This is a genomic window from Rhodococcus sp. NBC_00294 (genome assembly GCF_036163995.1).
Taxonomy (GTDB): domain Bacteria; phylum Actinomycetota; class Actinomycetes; order Mycobacteriales; family Mycobacteriaceae; genus Rhodococcoides.
The window spans coordinates 2,517,854-2,539,882 of sequence record NZ_CP108043.1; the positions used below are offsets into that span (position 1 = coordinate 2,517,854).

19 protein-coding genes and 1 other RNA gene are annotated in these 22,029 nt (G+C 70.4%); 11 read left to right on the plus strand and 9 right to left on the minus strand.

Annotated features, from left to right (window positions below; genetic code table 11):
- The first annotated feature begins 41 nt into the window (after positions 1-41).
- Positions 42-1,016, plus strand: coding sequence for a cobalamin biosynthesis protein (locus OHB23_RS11805; RefSeq protein ID WP_328809591.1), 975 nt, complete (start codon positions 42-44; stop codon positions 1,014-1,016).
- Here the strand turns inward: OHB23_RS11805 and OHB23_RS11810 are convergent.
- From OHB23_RS11810 to OHB23_RS11820, 3 genes are read right to left on the minus strand one after another with little or no spacing between them, the layout of a single operon-like run.
- The gene (locus OHB23_RS11810) at positions 945-1,859 is read right to left on the minus strand and encodes an SURF1 family cytochrome oxidase biogenesis protein (RefSeq protein WP_328809592.1); all 915 of its coding nucleotides are present in this window, start codon (positions 1,857-1,859) and stop codon (positions 945-947) included. The genes OHB23_RS11805 and OHB23_RS11810 overlap by 72 nt on opposite strands.
- A gap of 37 nt (positions 1,860-1,896) precedes the next feature.
- Entirely contained in the window at positions 1,897-2,355 is a 459-nt protein-coding gene (locus OHB23_RS11815) for a low molecular weight protein-tyrosine-phosphatase (protein WP_328809593.1), read from the minus strand.
- Positions 2,352-3,041, minus strand: a complete 690-nt coding sequence (locus tag OHB23_RS11820; protein WP_328809594.1) for an HAD-IA family hydrolase — start codon at positions 3,039-3,041, stop codon at positions 2,352-2,354. Before OHB23_RS11820 ends, OHB23_RS11815 begins: the two co-directional genes overlap by 4 nt.
- A 35-nt stretch (positions 3,042-3,076) precedes the next feature.
- Between OHB23_RS11820 and cobC the strand changes: the two genes are divergently transcribed.
- Genes cobC through OHB23_RS11840 form a run of 4 tightly spaced genes read left to right on the plus strand, consistent with a single transcriptional unit; the run spans position 3,077 to position 7,158 of the window.
- Entirely contained in the window at positions 3,077-4,138 is a 1,062-nt protein-coding gene (gene cobC, locus OHB23_RS11825; protein WP_328809595.1) for an Rv2231c family pyridoxal phosphate-dependent protein CobC, read from the plus strand.
- The gene (locus tag OHB23_RS11830; protein WP_328809596.1) at positions 4,138-5,298 is read left to right on the plus strand and encodes a Nif3-like dinuclear metal center hexameric protein; all 1,161 of its coding nucleotides are present in this window, start codon (positions 4,138-4,140) and stop codon (positions 5,296-5,298) included. Before cobC ends, OHB23_RS11830 begins: the two co-directional genes overlap by 1 nt.
- A gap of 13 nt (positions 5,299-5,311) precedes the next feature.
- Entirely contained in the window at positions 5,312-6,049 is a 738-nt protein-coding gene (locus tag OHB23_RS11835; RefSeq protein ID WP_027505779.1) for a zinc ribbon domain-containing protein, read from the plus strand.
- The gene (locus OHB23_RS11840; protein ID WP_328809597.1) at positions 6,046-7,158 is read left to right on the plus strand and encodes a bifunctional RNase H/acid phosphatase; all 1,113 of its coding nucleotides are present in this window, start codon (positions 6,046-6,048) and stop codon (positions 7,156-7,158) included. Before OHB23_RS11835 ends, OHB23_RS11840 begins: the two co-directional genes overlap by 4 nt.
- Positions 7,159-7,195: 37 nt before the next feature.
- Here OHB23_RS11840 and OHB23_RS11845 read toward each other — a convergent pair whose 3' ends face one another.
- Positions 7,196-8,461 carry an SLC13 family permease gene (locus tag OHB23_RS11845; protein ID WP_373428377.1) on the minus strand — a complete coding sequence of 422 codons (1,266 nt, stop codon included), beginning with the start codon at positions 8,459-8,461 and terminating at the stop codon, positions 7,196-7,198.
- On the minus strand, positions 8,461-8,988 hold the full coding sequence (locus OHB23_RS11850) for a DUF1697 domain-containing protein (protein WP_222638389.1): 528 nt from the start codon (positions 8,986-8,988) through the stop codon (positions 8,461-8,463). The genes OHB23_RS11845 and OHB23_RS11850 overlap by 1 nt, the downstream gene beginning before the upstream one ends.
- A 185-nt stretch (positions 8,989-9,173) precedes the next feature.
- Between OHB23_RS11850 and rnpB the strand changes: the two genes are divergently transcribed.
- The 3 genes from rnpB to OHB23_RS11865 all read left to right on the plus strand — a co-directional run bounded on the left by rnpB (position 9,174) and on the right by OHB23_RS11865 (position 11,685).
- Positions 9,174-9,597: RNase P RNA component class A (gene rnpB / locus OHB23_RS11855), an RNA gene on the plus strand.
- A 470-nt stretch (positions 9,598-10,067) separates the two neighbouring features.
- Entirely contained in the window at positions 10,068-10,253 is a 186-nt protein-coding gene (locus OHB23_RS11860) for a hypothetical protein (protein ID WP_037185713.1), read from the plus strand.
- A gap of 16 nt (positions 10,254-10,269) precedes the next feature.
- The gene (locus tag OHB23_RS11865; RefSeq protein WP_328809598.1) at positions 10,270-11,685 is read left to right on the plus strand and encodes an RNB domain-containing ribonuclease; all 1,416 of its coding nucleotides are present in this window, start codon (positions 10,270-10,272) and stop codon (positions 11,683-11,685) included.
- 44 nt (positions 11,686-11,729) lie between these two features.
- On the opposite strand, the gene OHB23_RS11870 is transcribed toward OHB23_RS11865, so the two are convergent.
- From OHB23_RS11870 to panB, 4 genes are all read right to left on the minus strand, one after another.
- A complete protein-coding gene (locus OHB23_RS11870; protein WP_328809599.1) occupies positions 11,730-13,265 on the minus strand; it encodes a CYTH and CHAD domain-containing protein in 1,536 nt (511 codons plus the stop codon).
- A gap of 39 nt (positions 13,266-13,304) precedes the next feature.
- The gene (pip, locus tag OHB23_RS11875; protein ID WP_328809600.1) at positions 13,305-14,270 is read right to left on the minus strand and encodes a prolyl aminopeptidase; all 966 of its coding nucleotides are present in this window, start codon (positions 14,268-14,270) and stop codon (positions 13,305-13,307) included.
- Between the two features lie 2 nt (positions 14,271-14,272).
- On the minus strand, positions 14,273-14,686 hold the full coding sequence (locus OHB23_RS11880; RefSeq protein ID WP_308115559.1) for a hypothetical protein: 414 nt from the start codon (positions 14,684-14,686) through the stop codon (positions 14,273-14,275).
- A gap of 69 nt (positions 14,687-14,755) precedes the next feature.
- Positions 14,756-15,592, minus strand: a complete 837-nt coding sequence (panB, locus tag OHB23_RS11885) for a 3-methyl-2-oxobutanoate hydroxymethyltransferase (protein WP_027505787.1) — start codon at positions 15,590-15,592, stop codon at positions 14,756-14,758.
- Between the two features lie 134 nt (positions 15,593-15,726).
- Here panB and OHB23_RS11890 point away from each other — a divergent pair, with 134 nt between their 5' ends.
- The 3 genes from OHB23_RS11890 to OHB23_RS11900 all read left to right on the plus strand — a co-directional run bounded on the left by OHB23_RS11890 (position 15,727) and on the right by OHB23_RS11900 (position 21,942).
- On the plus strand, positions 15,727-17,316 hold the full coding sequence (locus OHB23_RS11890) for an alpha/beta hydrolase (protein WP_328809601.1): 1,590 nt from the start codon (positions 15,727-15,729) through the stop codon (positions 17,314-17,316).
- A gap of 103 nt (positions 17,317-17,419) precedes the next feature.
- The gene (gene glnA, locus OHB23_RS11895) at positions 17,420-18,760 is read left to right on the plus strand and encodes a type I glutamate--ammonia ligase (protein ID WP_027505789.1); all 1,341 of its coding nucleotides are present in this window, start codon (positions 17,420-17,422) and stop codon (positions 18,758-18,760) included.
- A gap of 167 nt (positions 18,761-18,927) precedes the next feature.
- Positions 18,928-21,942 (plus strand): bifunctional [glutamine synthetase] adenylyltransferase/[glutamine synthetase]-adenylyl-L-tyrosine phosphorylase, encoded by a 3,015-nt coding sequence (locus OHB23_RS11900; RefSeq protein WP_056445676.1) that lies wholly within the window; start codon positions 18,928-18,930, stop codon positions 21,940-21,942.
- Positions 21,943-22,029: the final 87 nt, after the last annotated feature.

The following is a 22,029-nucleotide window of genomic DNA, read 5'->3' on the forward strand; positions in this document are numbered from 1 at the left end:
CCGACTATCTGACCGTGACGCGGCGGATAGGATCGCAGACGATGATCACCGCACCCGCCGTCGGAATCGTGTCCGGATACCTCGCCGACCTGATGCTGGGGGATCCACGACGCCGTCATCCCGTGGCCGCCTTCGGATCTCTCGCCGCCGCCCTCGAGACGCGGACGTACCGGGACGACCGACTCGCCGGAACCGTCCACACCGCACTGCTCGTCGGTGGAGCCATCGGCGCGACGGCCGCGGCGGATCGACTCGTGCGCGATCACCCGGTTCCGCGTGTGACGCTGACGGCCGCCGCGGTCTGGGCGTGTCTCGGCGGAACGACGCTGGCCCGCACGGGTCTCGCGCTGGCCGACGCCCTCGACGCCAACGATCTTCCGGCCGCGCGGGCGATTCTGCCGTCGCTCTGCGGGCGTGATCCCGCTCTGCTGGACGACGCGGGCGCGGCGCGGGCGGCGCTCGAATCGGTGGCCGAGAACACGTCGGACGCGACGACGGGCGTGCTCTTCTGGGCCGCGGTGGCAGGGGCTCCCGGCGTTGTCGGCTACCGCGCGGTCAACACCCTCGACGCGATGATCGGCTACCACTCGCCGCGCTACGAACGGTTCGGATGGTGTGCCGCCCGGCTCGACGACGTGGTCAACCTGATCCCCGCCCGACTCACCGGACTCCTCACGGCAGCATCGGCGCCGACGGTGGGTGGGACGCCGCGGGACGCCCTGGCCGCGTGGCGCGCGAGCGCGTCCGACCATCCGAGCCCGAATGCCGGAGTGACCGAGTCGACCGCCGCGGGCGCCCTCGGAGTACGGCTCGGCGGCGAGACGGCCTACGCGCACGGTGTCGAACAGCGGCCCGTCCTGGGCCGGGGAAGCGTCCCCACGACGAACGATCTGCGGCGTGCGGTGCGCCTGTCGGCCGCGGTGCAGGCGAGCGCCGCGGCGGTGTCAGCGCTTCTTGCCGTAGCGATCGGTCAGCAGCGTCGTCGACTCGGCCGCGGGCGCCGACTTCCTTCGTAGGCCTCGCCGCGGCTTCAGCAGCGCGTCCAGTCCGTCGTCGTACTCGTCGGGAGCGGCGGTGGGCTCGAGATCGTCGCTCGGTTCGAGATCGTCACTCGACTCGGCGTTGCCACGCCGCCGTTCCTTGATCTCGGCGCGCACGAAGTACGCCAGACCCAGCGGAGCCATGATGCCGAACGCCAGCCACTGCAACCCGTAGGACAGGTAAGGCCCGGCGTCGAGCTGCGGCAGCGCGAGAACACCGAGACCGCCGGGCTGCGCGTCGGCGAGCTGCACGTACCCGTCGACCGGATCGGTGCCGGTCAACTCACCGACCTGGGCGGGCGTGATCGTGTAGACCTGCGGGACCCCGGGACCGGCGACGGCGGGCTTGTCCGGAACCGACGGTTCCGAGACGCGCAGGCGGCCCTCCAGCGTGACGGTGCCGGCCGGCGGGGGATCGAAGGTCGGGACGTCGATACCCGTGGTGGGCAGCACGTAGCCGCGGTTCACCAGGATCGTGGGCCCGGCGTCGGTGACGAACGGGGTGAGGACCTCGAAGGCCGGGGTGTCGTCGACGCTGCGCAGGCGGACCACCACATCGCTGCCGGCGTCGTACGTCCCGGTGACCACGACCCGTCGCCAGTCGTCCTCGGGGGCGACGACCTGCTCGGTCAACAGGTCGGCAGCATCGACCGGTTCCGCGTCGAAGGAGCGGCTGATCTGCTCGTTCCGCGCCGACGTGGTGGTGTTCTTGCCCAGTTGCCAGGGCGCGAGAACGGAGAAGCAGAGGTACGCGAAGAGGATGACGACAGCCGCGAGTGCCAACCACCCGGGACGGAGAAGGAACGACAGTCGGCGCACGACTACACAGCGTAGTCGTCGCGTCGCGACGGGGGTGTCAGTGCTGCGTGAGGGCCTTGAGTAGACCGGGGACGGCCGCCTCGATCTGCTCGCGCACCGTCCGGAAGTCGCCGTCGTCGCCATAGTACGGATCGGCCACCGAGTCGGAACCGGCGTCCGGGTCGAACGAGCGCAGCAGTGCCAGCCGGTCCGCGGGGACGCCGAGGCGACGGAGGTCGCGCTCGTGAGTTCGATCCAGCGCGACGACGAGGTCCGCACCCAGGATCTCGGGATCGACGGTGCGGGCGCGATGGGCCGACGGGTAGCCGTGCGACTCCAGCTCGGCAGCGGCGCGCGGGTCGGCGGCGTCGCCGACGTGCCAGTCGCCCGTACCGGCGCTGGTGACGCGCACCCGGTCGTCCATCCCGGCATCCGCGAGGGCCTGCGTCACGATCTTCTCGGCCATCGGCGACCGACAGATGTTGCCCGTGCAGACGAAGGTCACGTGCACCGTCATGCCGCGTCCGTCGTGAGCGAGGAGAGCAGCGTGGTGAGTTCCGCCGCCGATCCGACGGACCACGAGGCCGCGTCGTGCTCGGACTCGAATCCGTATCCCCACCGGACCAGGACGACGGGGATGCCCCAGTGCCCGGCGCCGAACACGTCGTGGTCGCGGTCGCCGACCATCACCACCGACGCGGTACCGCCGTCGGCCGTGGACCGAGCCGGGCGCCCCACCTGCTCGAGTGCGCGCGCGACGACGTCCGCCTTGGACCGGCGGCTGCCGTCGTCGCTGGCGCCCGCGATGAAGCGGAAGTAGTCGGCCAGGCCGAAGTGTTCGAGAATGCGCCGTGCGAATCGTTCGTTCTTCGACGTCGCGACCGCCATCGGGACACCGGCGGCCACGAGCGCGTCCAGCACGTCGACGATGCCCTCGTACACCCGGTTCTCGGACCAGCCGCGGCTGTCGTAATACTCCGTGTAGGCGGCGCGGGCGCGCTCGACCCTGTCCTCGTCGAGACCGAGGGACCGGAACGTGTCGATCATCGGCGGACCGATGACGTGCGCCCGGACGTCGTCGCCGGGCGGCGGGCTCCCCACCGTCGCGAGCGCGTGATCGAAACCGGCGAGGATGCCGGGTGCGGAATCGGTGAGGGTGCCGTCGAGGTCGAAGAGGACGAGGTCGACGGCTGTGGTGGACATGGGGGTCAGTATATGGAGCGCCTACAGTCACCCGAGTGACAGGCGACGCCCGTATCGATCCGCTGCTTCGCCACCACGGCGACGTGGAGGTCGAGGCGGGCATGCTCGACTTCGCGGTGAACGTTCGTGGGTCCCGGCCCCCCGAGTGGTTGCGGCGCAAACTGATCGAGGCCGTCGACCGACTCGCGGCGTATCCGTCCGAGGCCGAGGACCGGCGGGTTCGCGACCGAGTGGCGTTGCGCCACGGTCGATCTCCGGACGAGGTGCTGTTGCTCGCCGGAGCGGCCGAAGGATTCGCGATGCTGCCCCGGCTGCGCCCGCGCCTCGCCGCGGTCGTCCACCCGTCCTTCACCGAGCCGGAGTTCGCCCTGCGCAGTGCCGACGTCCCGGTGCATCGGGTCGTCCTGCCCGCGCCGTACCGGCTCGTCGACGCCGCCGTTCCGCACGACGCCGACATGGTGGTGCTGGGCAATCCCACCAACCCGACGTCCATCGGCCATCCCCGCGCGGACGTGCTCGCACTCCGGGCGGAGGGACGCGTGCTCGTCGTGGACGAGGCATTCGCCGACACCGTGCCCGGCGAGCCCGAGTCCCTGGCGTCGCAGTCTCGTCCCGACGTGGTGGTGCTGCGCAGCCTCACCAAGTCGTTCGCCCTCGCGGGGCTGCGGTGCGGGTACGCGCTCGGAGCGCCGGACGTCCTCGCCACACTGAACCGGGGCCGACCCCACTGGCCGCTGGGCACCCTGCAGCTGGCCGCGATCGAGGCGTGCTGCGAACCCGACGCCGTCGCGTCCGTGGACGCCGACGCGCTCGTGCTCGCCCGCGAGCGGCAGTACCTCGTCGAACGGCTCCGCGTACTCGGGGTGGAGGTGTCGGCACCGGCGACGGCGTCGTTCGTGCTCGTCCGCGCGGAGAACGGCGCAGCGATCCGGGCCGCGTTGCGGGACCGCGGTGTCGCGGTCCGCCGAGGCGACACCTTTCCCGGCCTCGGCCCGGATCACCTGCGGATCGCGGTGCGGGGCGCGGACTCCGTCGACCGACTCGCCGACGCGTGGGGTGACGTGGTGCGCGAGATGGGCACACCTAGGGTCGAGTGATGGCATCGACGGGAACCGCAGCGCCCACCCTGGCCGAGATCATCGACGTGCTCGACGCGGCGTACCCGCCCCGGCTCGCCGAGAGCTGGGACTCGGTCGGTCTGGTGTGCGGCGATCCCGCGAACTCCGTGACCACCGTGATGTTAGCCGTCGACGCCACGGCCGCCATCGTCGACGAGGCGATCACCGCCGGTGCCGATCTGCTCGTGGTGCACCACCCACTGCTGCTGCGCGGCGTGGACACGGTCGGTGCCCACACGCCCAAGGGCGCGTTGGTGCATCGCCTGATCACGGCGGGGTGCGCTCTGTTCACCGCCCACACCAACGCGGACTCGGCGCAGCCCGGAGTGTCCGACGCGCTGGCGACACTGCTGGGCCTCACCGATCTGCGCCCCCTCGACGAGAAGTCGGACGGGGGCCTCGACAAGTGGGGTGTGTACGTCCCGGTGGCCGACGCCCCCGCCGTGCGGCAGGCCATGTTCGACGCGGGCGGCGGGTCGATCGGCGACTACCGCGAGTGCAGCTGGAGCGTCGTGGGCGACGGCCAGTTCCGTCCCGTCGACGACGCGCGGCCGGCGATCGGCACCGTCGGCACCGTCGAGTCGGTCGAGGAACGGCGCGTCGAGATGGTCGCTCCGCGCTCTGCACGCGCGGCCGTTCTCACCGCGCTGCGCTCGGCGCACCCCTACGAGGAAGTGGCGTTCGACGTCGTCGAGACGGCCGGGTTGCCGACCGACTGCGGGCTGGGCCGGATCGGGACGCTGGCCGAGCCGATGTCGTTGCGCGCCTTCGCCGACCGCGTCGGCAGCCGGCTCCCGTCCACTGCCTGGGGAGTGCGCGCCGCCGGCGACCCGGACGCGACGATCCGGCGGGTGGCCGTGTGCGGTGGATCCGGGGACTCGATGCTCGGCACCGTCACCGCAGCGGGTGTCGACGCCTACGTGACCTCCGACCTGCGACACCACGTGGCGGACGAACACCTGCGGGCCGGCGGACCTGCGCTGATCGACGTCGCGCACTGGGCGGGGGAGTTCCCGTGGTGCGCCCAGGCGCGCGACCTGCTGGACAGCGCGTTCGGTGATCGCGACGGCTGGACCACCCGGACACTGACGATCAGAACGGATCCGTGGAGCATCGGCGTCCGTCCCCCGCAGGACTAGTACCGTGACACGCGTGAACGTCGACCCGAAGATCCAGCTCTCCCTCCTCGACCTGGCCGCCATGGACACCGAACTGGCCCAGCTCGCACACCGTCGACGCACTCTTCCCGAGCAGGTCGAGCTCGATGCACTCGAACGCGAGCGGATCGACCGCAAGGACGCAGCCGTGGGCGTGCAGATCTCGCTCGACGATCTGGACCGGGACATTCGCAAGCTCGAGGGTGAGGTCGACGCCGTGCGCCGCCGCGAGGAGAAGGACCGCGCTGCGCTGGCCTCCGGCGCGGCTCCCGCGAAGCAGCTCAGCGAACTCCAGCACGAGCTTGGCAGCCTCGAGCGCCGCCGCGGCATCCTCGAGGACGAGTTGCTCGAGGTCATGGAGCAGCGCGAGGCGTCGCAGAGCGATTACGAGCACGCCGGTGCCAATCTGACACAGGTCGAGGACACGATCGTCGACGCCACCCGTCGACGCGACGACGCGCTCGCCGACGTCGAGAACGCCGAGCGCACTCGGTCGGCGCAGCGCGAGGAGCTCGCCGCGCAGCTGCCCGCCGAGGTGTCCGCGATGTACGAGAAGCAGCGTGAGAGGTCGGGCATCGGTGCCGCCCTGCTGCGTGGTCGGCGCTGCGGTGCGTGCCGGATCGAGCTGGATCGCGGCGAGATCGCGCGCATCGCCGGCACCGCGCCCGACGTGGTCGTGCGGTGCTCGGAGTGCAACGCGATCCTGGTGCGCACCAACGAGTCCGGTCTGTGAGTCCCCATCCCGACTCCGTCCTGGTGGAGGCCGACGGGGGATCGCGAGGCAACCCCGGGCCCGCCGGATACGGCGCCGTCGTGTGGGACGCGGCGCGAGCCACGGTGTTGGCCGAGCGCCGCGAACACCTGGGAGTGGTGACGAACAACGTCGCCGAGTACCGCGGACTGATCGCCGGTCTCGAGGCGGCCCGCGAACTCGGGGCCTCGCGCGTCTCGGTGCGGATGGACTCCAAGCTGGTGGTCGAGCAGATGTCCGGCCGCTGGAAGGTCAAGCACCCGGACATGATTCCGCTGCGCGCGCGAGCAGCCGCTGTCGCGGACACGTTCGACGACGTGCAGTACGCGTGGATCCCGCGCGCCGAGAACTCGCATGCCGACCGGCTGGCCAACCAGGCGATGGACGGTGAGGACGCGCTGCTCACCGGTGCGGCCGAGGTCGCGAGCGCACCGACGCCGGTGTCGGAACGGCCTGCCTGGCAGTCCGTCTCGGGTGCCGCGACCCGCACGATCCTGCTGCGGCACGGCCAGACCGCCCTGTCGGTGGATCGTCGGTACTCCGGCCGAGGCAACCCGGAGCTCACCGAGCTCGGGCGAGCGCAGGCAGCGGCCGCGGCGCAGCGTGTCGCACTGCTGGGCGGCGTCGACGTCGTCCTGAGCTCACCGCTGGGCCGGGCGCACGACACCGCGTCGGCCGTCTCCCGCGCGACCGACGTCCCCGTCACCGTCGTCGAGGACCTGACGGAGACGGACTTCGGCGAGTGGGAGGGCCTCACCTTCCTCGAGGCCACCGAGCGCGATCCCGAGCTGCATCGGCGGTGGATGGGCGACACGTCCGTCGCGCCGCCCGGCGGCGAGAGCTTCGACGCCGTCCTCGAACGGGTGCGCCGGGTCCGCGAACACATCGCGACCGAGTACGCGGGGAAGACCGTCGTCGTGGTCTCGCACGTGACGCCCATCAAGACGCTCCTGCAGCTCGGCCTGGACGTCGGCCCGTCGATCCTCTACCGGATGCACCTCGACCTGGCGTCCATCAGCATCGTCGACTGGTTCGACGACGACGCGGCCTCCGTACGCCTGGTGAACGACACGTCCTTCCTCTGGGCCTGATGGAGGAACCGACACGTCGTTCCTCTGGACCCGACCACTACACCTGCAGGGCGAGCCACAGGGCGACGGTCGCCGCGACCACGGTGATCGGTGTGGTCACCAGACCCACCACGGTGAACGTCCGCAGGCTCGGCGGCTCGCCCTCGGCGCGAGCCACGCGGCGCCACAACATGATCGCGAGCGACCCGACGTAGGTGAGGTTGGGCCCGAGGTTGACGCCGATCAGCATGGCGAGCAGCGCGCCCACCGGTGCAACGCCTGTCGTCGACGTCAGTGCGGCGAGCAGCAGCAGCGTCGCGGGCAGGTTGTTGAGCACGTTGGAGGCGACCGCGGCCACCGCGGCGACGGTCAGGAGCGCGAGCAGCGTGGACGACGTCGGCAGGATCTCGGTGACGGCCTCGCCCACCGGACCCCCGGCGAGTCCCGCGACCACCACTCCGAGCGCGAAGACGAACACGCAGAACCACAGATCGAGTGCACGCACGATCGCGACGGGAGTCGTCTCGGACCGGCGCAGCGCAGGAACGGCGAGCACGATCGCGGCCGCCGCGGCCACCCACACCGGTTCGAGGCCGAGCGACCCACTGATCGCGAAACCCACCAGAGCGCAGCCGATCACGACGAGGGCGAGCGTCGGCGCCGCCACGGACGGACCGTCGTCGTCCGGCGGGTTCTCCACCTCGCGCAGGTCGGCGCGGAACAACCAACGGAACGCCGCGTACTCGAGCGCGATCGCGACGACCCACGGCGCTGCCATCAGCGCGGTGAAGTGCAGGAACGACAGACCGGTGGCCGAGAACACCAGCAGGTTGGTCAGATTCGAGACCGGCAGCAGCGTGGAGGCCGAGTTCGACAGGTGTGCCACGGCATACGACGCCGGCCGTGGCGACATCCCGGCGCGGCGGGCGGCGGCGATGACGACCGGGGTGAGCAGGACGACCGTCGCGTCGAGACTGAGCACTGCCGTGGTGAGGGACGCGGTGACGAACACGAGCATCAGGAGCCGCGTGGGGGAGGATCGCGACCGGGCGTGCAGGACGGACGCGATCCACGTGAACACACCGTGCGCGTCGGCGAGGTGAGCGAGAGCCAGGATCGCCGCGAGGAACGCCACCGTGGGGGCGAGCTCCGCCGTCTCCTCGAGTGCGTCGCTCGTCGACACGACTCCGAGCAGGATCGCCAGTGCCGCGGCCGGAACGGCGATGGTGGCCTCGGGGAGTCCGCGAGGGCGAGCGATGGCGAAGACCAGGACGGCAGCCACCAGCAGCGCGGCCACGACGGTCCGCGCGGTGGAATCGGTGATCACGCGAGGATCTTGCGCAGCGTGCGGAGGTTTCGCGTGGTCGTCGTCGACTTGTAGGACGCGCGCGCACTGGCCTTGCCGACGACACTGGACAGGGTGTCACCGCGCACGACCTCCCAGAACAGGACGTGATGCGGCCCGAGTGTCGACCTCTCGACGACGGGGTCGGCCGTCTCGCCGATCGCCGCGAGATCGGTGGTGGACACACCGTCCGTCGAGAAGATCACGTAAGGGTGGCGTACCGCCTCGTCGGTCTCCCACGGGAAGGCGGCGACGATCTCGGCGAGCTGCTCCACGGTCACGACCACCACCCACGCCTCGTAGCCGAAGGCCTGCCGCAGGACGCCCTCCACGTCGGAGCGCACCACGGCCGGGTCCTGCGTCGTCGCGGTGAGCACCACGTTGCCCGACGCGAGAACGGTGCGCACCGCGGTGTATCCGGCGTCCTCCAGCGACGACCGCAGGGCCGCCATGGAGATGCGGATGCCGCCGACGTTGATGCCGCGCAGGAGGACGACGAAGGTCATGCGCGTGACTCTAGATCCCCGGTCCGACCGTCCGTCCGCTCGGCACACCCACCCCCCGCGAGTACGTCCGAACTGTCGTGATCGGGGCTCGCCCAGCGACGGTTCGGACGTACTCGCGTGGGTCGACGAGGGGGTCGGGCGTGGGTGGGACGGGGGTGGCGGAGCGGCTACCATGACGGGGCGGACGAGTTGGCCGGGCGGCCGCGGCACGGAGAACTGACGACCGGCGTCGTCAAGCTTCGAGCCGAGGAAAGTCCGGACTCCACAGAGCAGGGCGGTTGCCAACAGCAACCCGAGGCGACTCGCGGGACAGTGCCACAGAGAAGAGACCGCCGACCGGTCCTCGGATCGGTCGGTCAGGGTGAAACGGTGCGGTAAGAGCGCACCAGCACCCCGGGTGACCGGGGTGGCTCGGTAAACCCCGCCCGGAGCAAGATCGAAGGTCGCACCGCCGTTCGCGGTGGTGCGTCTGCGCAGGTGTTCGAGGGCTGCTCGCCCGAGCCTGCGGGTTGATCGCTCGAGGTACCCGGCGACGGTGTGCCCAGATGGATGGTCGCCACCCGGGATTCGTCCCGGGGACAGGATCCGGCTTACACGCCGACTCGTCCGCGCACACGACCAGCACGGACCGCTACGTCGGAGGGCGGACTAGAACATACGTTCGATGTCCTCTACAGTGAGTCTCGGCGGGCCGGCGGTAGGAAACTACGGGAAGCGTCGGCCCGCCGCCACGTATCGAGTCCTCCTGAACGACGAAAGGCCCCGTCCTCGATGAGGGCGGAGCCGTTCGTGAGCAGAGTGGATCAGATGGGGTCGACCACCAGCAGGGTGGCCCAGTACGTCGCGGCGTCATGGCCCATCAGCGGCAACAGTTGATCGAAGAGAAGGGTCGACATGTCGTACTCCTATCGGGTGCGTGGTCCGGCTCCGGTCCGGCGTGTGTACCCGGACATGCGAGAAGTGTAACGCGGCCGCCGGTCCCGCGGTGTGTGCGGTCGGCGCGTCGCCGACCGTGAATCGCGGGGCCGCAGAACGCGAAGTCTGTTCCGTCGGGGCAGATCTGGGGCACACTGTCGATCATGAGTGACGACGACGATCAGTGGTACTTCCGCATCAGCGACAAGGCTGTCGTGCAGGGTAAGGAGGCCGGTGCGATGGACCGCATGGGCCCCTACCCCGACAGGGCCACCGCCGAGCGCGCCCTCGAGATCGCCGCGGAGCGCAACAAGGCCGCGGACGACGCCGACGACACCTGGTCTTCGTGACCGCATCGGCGCGCTCGTGACCGCGTCGGTGTCGAGGCGGGCCGTTGCGCCTCGGGTCGACGGAGTCGACTTCTCGGCTGTGCGCGCCGAGTTCGACCTGCCGACCGGGTACCCGCCCGACGCTGTCCCGGTGGCGGACTCTCGTCCGACGCGGCGCGACGCGACCGACCTCGAGTTCGTGACCATCGACCCGCCCGGGTCGATGGATCTGGATCAGGCTCTCGTCGTCCACCGCACCGACGCGGGTTTCCGCCTGTACTACGCCATCGCCGACGTCGGTGCGGTCGTCGCGCCGGGAAGCGTGCTGGACGAGGAGGTGCGCCGCCGTGGACAGACGCTCTACCTCCCGGACGACAGCGTGCCGCTGCACCCTCGGCAGATGTCCGAGGACGCGTCGTCCCTCCTGCCGGACCGGGTACGGCCGGCCGCGCTGTGGACCATCGACACCGACCCCGCGGGGACGGCGACGTCCTGGCACGTCGAGCCGGCGACGGTGCGCTCACGGCAACGGTTCACCTACGCCGAGGTGCAGTCGGCTGTCGACTCCGGCACCGTGCATCCGTCGCTGACGGCGCTGCAGGATCTCGGTCGGGCGCGGCGGGCCCTCGCGGTCGCGCGCGGCGCCATCGAGCTCGCGCTTCCCGAACAGGAGGTCGTCGCCGACGGTTCCGACCGCGGCGGATGGCGCCTCGAGATCGCGCCGCGCACCGAGGCCGACGCGTGGAACGCCGAGATGTCCCTGCTCACCGGAATGTGCGCCGCCGCGATCATGCTCGAGGCGAAGGTCGGCATCCTGCGCACTCTCCCGCCGCCGGGCGCGTCGGACGTCGAGGCACTGCGGGCGGTGGTGCGGGCACTGGGCCTGCAGTGGCCGACCGGTGCCTCGCCCGGCCAGGTTCTCGCCGGCCTGGACCCGGCGGCTCCCACGACTCTCGCCGTGATGACCGAGGCGACCACGCTGTTGCGCGGCGCCGCGTACGTCGCATTCGACGGTGAGACACCCGAGCAGCCGGATCATTCCGGGATCGGTGGCCCGTACGCCCACGTCACCGCGCCGCTACGTCGGCGCGTCGACAGGTACGCCACCGAGGTGTGTCTCGCCCACTGCGCCGGAACCGCTGTCCCCGACTGGGTGCTCGCCGAGTTCGCGGAGCTGCCCGACGCGATGCGGCGCAGCGATTCGCTGGCGTCGAAGGTGGATCGCGCGTGTATCGACCTCGTCGAGGCCAGGGTGCTGGCGGACCGCGTCGGCGACACCGTCTCCGCCGTCGTGCTGCGCGGACGTACCGACAAGCGGCCCGCCGAGGTCTTCGTTCCCGAGTACACCGTCGTCGGCCCGTGTTCGGGAGACCCGGCCGAGGGCACGACCGTCGCCGTGCGGGTGGGGCCCGTGGACGTCGCGACCCGGCGAGTGGAGTTCTCGGTCGGGTAGGCCGGACGCCGGTCGGGGGATGGCCGGGTAGGCCGGTCAGGTTGTCAGTCGAGGGAGGCTGCGCGGCGCCGCAGCTTCGTCCACGCGCGGGGGAGCGGCTCCAGCGCGTCCGCGCTGTCGTGTCCCTCGTTCGCGTACAGGACACCGAAGGTGAAGGTGTCCTCGCCTCGCTCGGCCGCGGAGGCGGCCTCGGTCAGGATCGTGGCGCGCGACACCGCACTGTCCTGGACGTCGCCGAGGACGGACTGCACCTTCTTCGCGGCCTTCGCGACGTCGGCGGCCGTCGTGCGTACTGCTCCGTCCGAGAGTGCGCCCGCCGCTGCCTCGGCCGCGTAGCGCAGCTTCTTGGCGTTCTTGCGCACGTCGTGCAGAGCCTCGGCACGCTCGTCGCCGGTGAGCGCGGCCGCGTGAGCCTCGGCTCGGGCGATCGTGCGGTACTGGCCGCGGAGCACCTTCCGGAAGACCTTGTCCGCGCGGCCGTCCGACGGACCGACGGTGGGTGCTGCCAGTAGTGCATCGAGCGCGTCGAGCAGGGCGAAGTAACGCTCGCCGCTCAACTCCCGCACGATCTCCTCGTGCGCGAGCGTGTACAGCCGCCTCTGGGTGCCGACGAGGGTCTCGACCACGGGACCGCGCACAGCGTCGGACGGCAGCGCCGAGAGCGACGCGTCGTAGCGGGCCGCCAGCACCTCTGCGTCGCGAGCGGTGCCGAGAATGTCGGCGAGCCAGGACAGTTCGCCGCGGACCGTGTCGACGGACGGTCGGTCGAGCAGGTCGCGGTAGGACCGCAGCACGCTGCGCAGTCGCCGCGTGGCGACGCGCATGGCGTGCACCGCGTCGTCGTCGTTCTCCCGCACGCGCGGATCCGCCGCGAGGAGAGCGGACACGTCGGTGGCCAGGGCGGCGAGCAGTGTGGACCCGGCGGTGCCGTCGGGCGTGGCGTCGCCGGTCCGGAGATCCGCCAGGCGGGATCCGAGCGCCCGTGCGAGCTTCGACGGTGAGGAACCGGGATCGGCGCCGTGGGAGAGCAGGTAGGTGCTCACCTTCTCCAGGGTGCGGCGGTCACCGTCGAGCAACTCCACCTCCCATTCACGCCAGCGAACAGTGGTGTCGTCCAACAGGTTCCGGGCGGTGACAGTGTCGTCGCACAGCTCCGCGGCGGTCTGGTGCCGCTTCGTGGCCACGACGGTGACGATGCGTCGGGTCTCGATGCTCGCGACGGGCACGAGCGGTTTGCCTCGCACGTGCGCCGTCACGCGATCGGCGACCTCGGCCGGCACGCGAGCGGTGTTGCCGCCCGCGGACAGCGGGCTCCGCAGCTCGAGACGCTCGTCGGACGAGACGGGCATCTTGATGTGCCAGCCCGCGTCGGAGCTTCCGGTCCGTCGACGCACCGTGATGCGTCGACGCGCCAGATCGAGATCCGGGGTGTCGAAGTACGTGGAGACCGGGTGTGTCAGCTCCGGCGCGGACGCGGACACGATCGACTTCGCCCCCGTGAGCTCGGGAACCGGCGTGTCCATGCCGACGTCGAACTTGGCCTCGATCTCCGTGTGCGCATCCGCACCACCTGAACTCATGGTGACATCTTTACCACCTGCAGGTGAACGGCCGGTTCGTCAGCGGCGGAAGGAGTCCGTCGCCTCGACGAGGTGATGGATGATTCCCGGTTCCGCGGCGGAGTGCCCGGCGTCGTCGACGATGTGGAGTGTCGACGACGGCCAGGATCGATGCAGATCCCAGGCGCTCGTGGCCGGGCACACCACGTCGTAACGGCCCTGCACGATGACACCGGGGATGTGGGCGATGGAGTCCATGTTCGCCAGCAACTGATTCTGTTCCAGGAACCCCTGGTGCACGAAGTAGTGATTCTCGATGCGCGAGAACGCGAGTGCGAACCGTGCCTCGGAGTTCTGCTCCACGCGTTCCGGTTTCGGGAGCAGGGTGCTGGTGGCGCCCTCCCACGTGGACCAGGCGACCGCCGCGTTCAGCGCGGTCTCCGGGTCGGACGAGTGAAGGAGTCGGTGGTAGATCTCCACGGGGTCGCCGTCACGCTCCGCCGCCGGGATCGGGGCGAGGAACTTCTCCCACAGTTCTGGGAAGAGGTGTCCTGCGCCGCCGCGGTAGTACCAGTCGATCTCCGACTCACGCAGCAGGAAGATGCCGCGCAGCACCAGTGACGTGACGCGGTGCGGGTGCGCCTGGGCGTACACGAGCGACAACGTCGATCCCCACGACCCGCCGAACACCGACCACGTGTCGATGCCGAGATGCTCACGCAGGACCTCCATGTCGGCGATGGAGTGTCCGGTGGTGTTGACGGAGAGATCGGCGCCGTCGGCGACGTGCGGCGTGGACCGACCGCACCCGCGCTGGTCGAACAGCACGATCCGGTAGGCCTCGGGATCGAAGTAGCGACGCTGATCGGGACCCGTGCCGCCGCCCGGTCCGCCGTGCACGAACACCACCGGAGTGCCGTCGGGGTTGCCGCTGACCTCGAAGTGGAGGTGCTGACCGTCGCCGACATCGAGCATCCCCGAGTCGTGCGGGTCGAGTTCGGGGTAGAGGGACCGGCGCGCCGTCATCGTCACAGCCCCACGAGGCCCGACGCGAGATCGGGAATCTCGAGGATGTCGACGACCTGGCTCCGGACGTCGGAGCACGCGTCGGTCGCGGCCGTGTCGACGATCCCGCGGTTCTGGATCACTGCGGCGTTCAGTCCATAGCGTGCCGCCCACGTCTGCACCAGGATGTTCAGGCCGCCGCGGCCCACGGTCGGGCCCTGCACGCGCCAGTTCGACAGCTGTGCCTCGAGGTCGGTGCACAGCGACTGAGCCTGATCCTCGGACACCGTCGGGGTGGCCGCAGCCGCCGACGTGGTCGTCGTGGGAGCGGCCGTCGTCGACGCAGTGGTGGTGTCCGTCCCGCCTGCGCACGACGTCAGGGTCACGGTCGCTGCTGCCAGAACACCCGCCGCGGCGAGTCCATGTCGCATCATCATGGCCCCGAGTGTGCCACCCGGGTGCTTCCCCGACCGGCTCGCCCGCGTCGCTCGCCAGGGGTCGCAGTCCTAGAAGCTGTGCTCCTGCGCGGGGAAGGCCCCCGACCGCACCTCGGCGGCGTAGGTCGACGCCGCGGCGCGCAGCTGGTCGCCGACGTCGCCGAAACGCTTGACGAACTTGGCGGTGCGACCGCTGGTGAAGCCGGCCATGTCCTGCCAGACGAGAACCTGGGCGTCGCACTCCGGACCGGCACCGATGCCGACGGTGGGGATCGTCAGCTTGCGCGTCACCTGGCCGGCGAGATCGGCGGGCACCATCTCCATGACGACGGCGAAGGCGCCGGCCTCCTGGACGGCGATGGCGTCGGCCACGAGCTGCTCGGACGCGTCGCCGCGGCCCTGCACGCGAAAACCACCGAGTCCGTTGACGCTCTGCGGGGTGAAGCCGATGTGCGCCATCACGGGGATACCGGCGGCGGTGATGGCGGCGATCTGCGGGGCGACACGCTCGCCGCCCTCGAGCTTGACCGCGTTGGCCTGGCCCTCGCGCATGAAGCGGACAGCGGTCTCGACGGCCTGCTGCGGAGAGATCTCGTAGGTGCCGAACGGCAGGTCGGCGACCACGAGTGCGTTGGGGGCACCACGGACCACGCCGCGGACCAGGGGGATGAGCTCCGCGATGTCGATGTGCACCGTGGTGTCGTAGCCGTAGACGACGTTGGCGGCCGAGTCGCCCACGAGCAGGACGGGGATGCCGGCCTCCTCGAAGATGCGCGCGCTCGAGTAGTCGTAGGCGGTGAGCATGCTCCAGCGGTCGCCGGAGGCCTTCATCGCCTGCAGGTGGTGGGTGCGGGTCTTGCGGCCCGTGGGTGCGGATCCGTACAGCGGGGTCTCAGCAGCAGACATCGAGCGTCCCTTTCGTCCTCGAGGCCCGCTCGGCGGGTCCCCGGGTAGAGGTGATGACGCGTTCAGTCTGCCACCGCCGGGTTCCGCGGCACGAGTGCGCTTGGTCACACACCACGCCGTGCCACCATCGAGAGGTGTCCTCCCGTCGCGCGTCCGTCCGTCTCGCCGTCTCCCTCTCGGTTCTCGCGGTGTTGGCCGCGGCGTGCGGCTCCGATGTCGGCGGCACTCCCACCGACGACGAGGGTGGGTCCGTGCCCGTCACGACGACGGAGACGCGTGCCGATCAGCCGTCGACGCTGGACGCCTTTCGGGCGCAGCGTGTCACGTGGGGATCGTGCGAGGGATTCGTGACCGACGGGTCCGAGTTGGACCCGAGCCTGCAGTGCGGCCGGGTGACCGTGCCGATCGACTACGACGATCCGGCCGGGCCCACCGCCTCACTGGCGTTGTCCCGGTCGGCGGCGACGGGGGAGAAGGTGGGCTCGATGCTCGTCAACCCCGGCGGACCCGGCGCGTCGGGCCTCTCGACTGCGACGGTGGCGCGGGGTACCGCCGTCGAATCGTCGTTCGACGTCATCGGATTCGACCCTCGGGGCATCGGTGCGTCGGTGCCGGCGGTGCGCTGCGACACTCCGCGGGAGTTCGACGCCGAGCGTGCGGACAACGACGTGGACACCTCGCCCGCCGGCATCGCCGAGACCGAGAAGGAGAATCAGGACTACGCCGCGCGGTGCGCCGAGCGCAACGATCCGGTGTTGCTCGAGCACCTCACGTCGGCCGACGTCGCGCGGGACATGGACGTCGTCCGGTCGGTGCTCGGCGACGATCAGCTGACGTATCTCGGATTTTCGTACGGGACGCGGCTGGGCTACACCTACGCCGAACTCTTCCCCGAGAACGTGCGCGCGATGGTGCTCGACGGCGCTCTCGACCCCGCTGCGAACGCGGCCGACGAGGTGGTCGCCCAGGGCGCAGGCTTCCAGTCGGTGTTCGACGCCTTCGCGGCCGACTGCGCGGGACGGTCCGACTGTCCACTCGGTACCGACCCGGCGGGAGCCGTGCGTTCCTTCCGGGCCCTGGTCGATCCGTTGGTGGACCGGCCCGCGAGCACCGAGCTCACCGGGCCGGAGGGTGCCCGCTCGCTGAGCTACGACGACGCCGTGACCGGAGTGCAGCAGGCGCTCTACAGCACCGAACTGTGGGGACCGTTGCGGCGCGGACTGACTCAGCTGGAGAACGGTCAGGGCGACATCCTGCTCTCGCTCGCCGATCTCTACAACGGGCGCCTGAGCGACGGCACGTACAGCAACACCAACGACGCGTTCACCGCCGTGCGGTGCGTCGACGATCCGCGGGTGACCGACCGGGCGGAGGAGGGCGCGCTCGACGCCCGGTTCCGCGCCGCCGCGCCGTTCCTGGACGACGGCCGGGGCAACGGCACCGCGCCGCTCGAGCCGTGCGCCTTCTGGCCGGTCCCCTCGGCGGCCGACCCGGGGCCGGTCTCGATACCGAGACTCGCACCGACCGTGGTGGTCTCGACCACCGACGATCCCGCAACCCCGTACGAGGCCGGGGTCGCTCTGGCCTCGCAGCTGGGCTCGTCGCTGGTCACCTACGAGGGGAATCAGCACACCGCCTCGTTCGCCGGGATCGCCTGCATCGACGACGCCGTGTCCGCCTACCTCGTCGACCTGACGCCTCCACCAGCAGGTCTGCGCTGCTGAGTCGTGACCTCACAGTCGTCGCCACCGCGCTGTGAGGTCCAGAAAGTGCGACCGGTTTCACGATGTAACACGGATTTAATGCAACGTGCCTAGCCTGACGGTCATGGATCGCCAAAAGGAATTCGTGCTTCGCACTCTGGAGGAGCGCGACATCCGGTTCGTCCGTCTGTGGTTCACGGACGTGCTCGGCTACCTCAAGTCCGTGGCCATCGCTCCGGCCGAACTCGAAGGCGCGTTCGAGGAGGGCATCGGCTTCGACGGCTCGGCGATCGAGGGCTTCTCGCGAGTCTCCGAGGCCGACACCGTGGCCAAGCCCGACCCCACGACGTTCCAGATCCTGCCCTGGACCACCAGCAAGGGCGAGCAGCACTCCGCCCGCATGTTCTGCGACATCGCGATGCCCGACGGGTCGCCGTCCTGGGCCGACTCCCGGCACGTGCTGCGTCGACAGCTCTCCAAGGCCGCGGACCTCGGATTCAGCTGCTACGTGCATCCCGAGATCGAGTTCTTCCTGTGCAAGGAACTGCCCGACGACGGTCGGCCCCCCGTCCCCGCGGACAACGGCGGCTACTTCGACCAGGCCGTCCACGACGAGGCGCCGAACTTCCGGCGCCACGCCATCGACGCCCTCGAGTCCATGGGCATCTCGGTGGAGTTCAGCCACCACGAGGCCGCGCCCGGTCAGCAGGAGATCGACCTGCGCTACGCCGACGCCCTGTCCATGGCCGACAACGTGATGACCTTCCGCTACCTCGTCAAGGAGGTCGCGATCGACGAGGGCGTGCGCGCGACGTTCATGCCCAAGCCCTTCAGCGATCAGGCCGGCTCGGCCATGCACACGCACATGAGCCTGTTCGAGGGCGAGACCAACGCCTTCCACAACCCGGACGACCCGATGCAGTTGTCCGAGACCGGCAAGGCCTTCATCGCGGGCATCCTCGAGCACGCCAACGAGATCAGCGCGGTCACCAACCAGTGGGTCAACTCCTACAAGCGTCTGATCCACGGCGGCGAGGCCCCCACGGCGGCGTCCTGGGGTCCGTCGAATCGCTCTGCGCTGGTACGCGTTCCGATGTACACGCCGAACAAGGCGTCGTCTCGCCGCGTCGAGATCCGCAGCCCCGACTCGGCGTGCAACCCGTACCTCACCTTCGCCGTGCTGCTCGCGGCCGGACTGCGCGGGGTGGAGAAGGGATACACGCTGCCGCCCGAGGCCGAGGAGGACGTGTGGTCGTTGACCTCCGCCGAACGCCGCGCCATGGGCTACCGGGAGCTGCCCAGCAGCCTCAACGAGGCGCTCGCCGCCATGGAGGGCTCCGAACTGGTGGCCGAGGCGCTCGGCGAGCACGTCTTCGACTACTTCCTGCGCAACAAGCGTCGTGAGTGGGAGTCGTACCGTTCGCACGTGACGCCGTTCGAGCTCAAGACCTACCTGGGTCTGTAGCGACTGCGCGATTGTCGAGTGGACGGGGCTGTCGAGTAACGTCGACACGCCATGAACATGTCGGAATGCACCACCGTCCCGAGATTCGTCGACCCGCGGTTCGTCCACCCGACGTTCGCTGACGCCGACCCGGCGGTCGACTCGTACACCGTGGTGGAGGCTCGCCCGTGATTCCGCCCAGTTCCCGTTCCACCGTGCCCAGCCCCGGACGGCTCGGTCTCGTCGAGGCGTCGGCCCCGGCGAACCTGTCGCTGCTGGGCTGGACCGACGAGGACAGCACCGAGCTGCTGTGGTCGCTGTCGCGCTCGCCCGACGCCGATCTCGCGCTGCGCACTCTCGCGCGCCTCGCCGAGGATCTCGGTGACAACTGGTCCGACCTCGACGCCCGCCTGCGCACCGACAAGAGTCTGCGCGGCCGCATGTTCGCTCTCGCCGGATCGTCCAGCGCTCTCGGTGACCACCTGGTGTCCGAGCCGGAGAAGTGGCGCCTGCTCACCACCTGCACGGAGTCGTTGCCCACGGCCGACGAGCTGCGCGACTCGATGCTCGCGAGCGTCGGTGCCGTCGCGGAGACGGGCGACGACGCCCTCGGTCAGGTGTTCCGGGCCGAGCTGACCGGACCCAAGGCCATCATCGCGCTGCGCACGGCGTACCGCGACCACCTCATGATCCTGGCCGCCGCCGATCTCGCGGCGACCGTGGAGAACGAGCCCGTCGTGCCCTACGAGGTGGTCGGTCGTCAGCTGTCCGATCTGGCGGACGCGGCGCTCACCGCGGCACTGTCGGTGGCCGTCACCGTCACGTTCCCCGACGGGCCCTGCTCGGTCCGACTCGCGGTCATCGCGATGGGCAAGTGCGGTGCGCAGGAACTGAACTACGTGAGCGACGTAGACGTCGTCTTCGTCGCCGAACCCTCCAACTCCCTCGCCACCCGCATGGCCGGCGAGATGATGCGCATCGGCTCGTCCGCCTTCTTCGAGGTCGACGCCGCACTGCGTCCCGAGGGCAAGCAGGGCGAACTGGTCCGCACTCTCGACTCGCACCTGGCGTACTACCAGCGGTGGGCGAAGACCTGGGAGTTCCAGGCGTTGCTCAAGGCGCGCGCCATGACCGGTGACGCCGAGCTGGGCCAGGCCTACGTCGACGCGGTGACGCCGATGGTGTGGGTGGCCAGTGAGCGCGAGGACTTCGTCCCCGAGGTGCAGGCGATGCGCCGCCGCGTCGAGGAGATGGTGCCGGCCGAGCTGCGCGAGCGCGAGATCAAGCTGGGGCGCGGCAGCCTGCGTGACGTCGAGTTCGCCGTCCAGCTGCTGCAACTCGTGCACGGACGAGCCGACGACTCCCTCCACGAACGCGGTACCGTCGCCGCGCTGTCCGCTCTCGCCACCGGCGGCTACATCGGGCGTGACGACGCGGCAAACCTCACCGCGTCCTACGAGTTCCTCCGCCTCATCGAGCACCGGCTGCAGCTGCAGAAGCTGCAGCGCACGCACCTCCTGCCGCCGGACGACGACGACGAGGCGATGCGCTGGCTCGCCCGCGCCGCCCACATGCGTCCCGACGGCAACCACGACGCGACCGGCGTTCTGCGCCAGGAGATCCGTCGCAACGCGCAGCGGATCCGGCGGTTGCACGCTCGGCTGTTCTATCGCCCTCTGCTCGAATCGGTGGCCCGGCTGGACAGCGACTCGCTGCGCCTCAGTTCGGATTCCGCGATCCGGCAGCTCTCGGCGCTCGGCTACTCGGCTCCACAGAACGCGCTCGGACACCTGAGCGCACTCGTCGGCATGGGTGCGCGCAAGGGTCGCATCCAGTCCCTGCTGCTGCCGACGCTGCTCGAATGGCTGGGCGACACACCGGATCCCGATGCGGGCCTGCTGGCCTACCGACGGCTGTCCGAGGAGGTCGCCGAGCAGTCCTGGTTCCTGCGGCTGGTCCGCGACGAGGGCCCGGTGGCGCAGCGCCTGATGCAGGTGCTCGGGTCGTCGGAGTACCTGCGCGGTGTGTTGGTCAACGCGCCGGAGGTCATCCGGCTCTTCGCCGACGGATCGACCGGCCCCAAACTGCTCGACGTCGATCCCACCGAGACGTACGGCGCCATCCTGAAGTCCTCTGCGCGCTACGACGATCCGGTACGCGCGGTCGCGGCGGCGCGGTCCCTGCGTCGCTACGAACTGGCGCGGGTCGCCTCGGCGGACATCCTCGGACTGCTCGAGGTCCCCGAGGTGTGCCGGGCGCTGTCCTCGGTGTGGGCAGCGGTCATCAACGCCGCCCTGGACGCGGCGGTCCGTGCGTCCGTCGCCGAGCGCGGCGGCACCGCTCCCGCGTCGATCGCCATCATCGGCATGGGTCGACTCGGTGGTGGTGAACTGGGCTACGGGTCCGACGCCGACGTGTTGTTCGTGTGCGAGCCGGCCGAGGGCGCCGACGACAGCGACGCCGTCAAGTGGGCCAACGCCATCGCCGATCGTGTCCGCAAGCTCCTGGGTTCGCCGAGCCAGGACCCGCCGCTGGAGGTGGACACCGGACTGCGTCCCGAGGGGCGCAACGGGCCTGTCGTGCGCACACTCTCGGCCTACGACGCGTACTACTCGCAGTGGGCGCAGCCGTGGGAGGTGCAGGCCCTGCTCCGCGCCCACCAGGTCGCCGGCGATCAGGACCTGGGAATCCGGTTCCTGCTCATGGCCGACCGCATCCGGTACCCCGAGGGCGGAGTCTCCGAGGACGCCGTCCGCGAGATCCGGCGCATCAAGGCCCGGGTCGACGCGGAGCGACTGCCCAAGGGAGCCGACCCGAAGACGCACACCAAGCTGGGGCGCGGGGGACTGGCCGACGTCGAGTGGACCGTGCAGTTGCTGCAACTGCGTCACGCCCACCGCATTCCGGCGCTGCACAACACGTCGACCCTGGAGTGCCTCGACGCGATCGGCGCCGCGGAGCTCATGAGCCCGGGCGACGTCGACCTCCTGCGCCAGGCGTGGCTCACGGCCACGAAGGCCCGTAACGCGCTGGTCCTGGTGCGCGGCAAGCCGACCGATCAGTTGCCGGCTCCCGGCAAGGTGCTGTCGGCCGTCGCGCAGGTGGCCGGCTGGCCCAGTGGCGACGCGGGGGAGTTCCTCGACAACTACCTGCGCGTCACCCGTCGGGCCAAGGCCGTGGTGGAACGCGCGTTCGGTTCCTGACCCGTACCGGTTCTGCACAGAGAACGACCCCGCTCGGCCGACTGTGCCGGGCGGGGTCGTCTTCTGTGCAGTATGTGTACCTCGGTG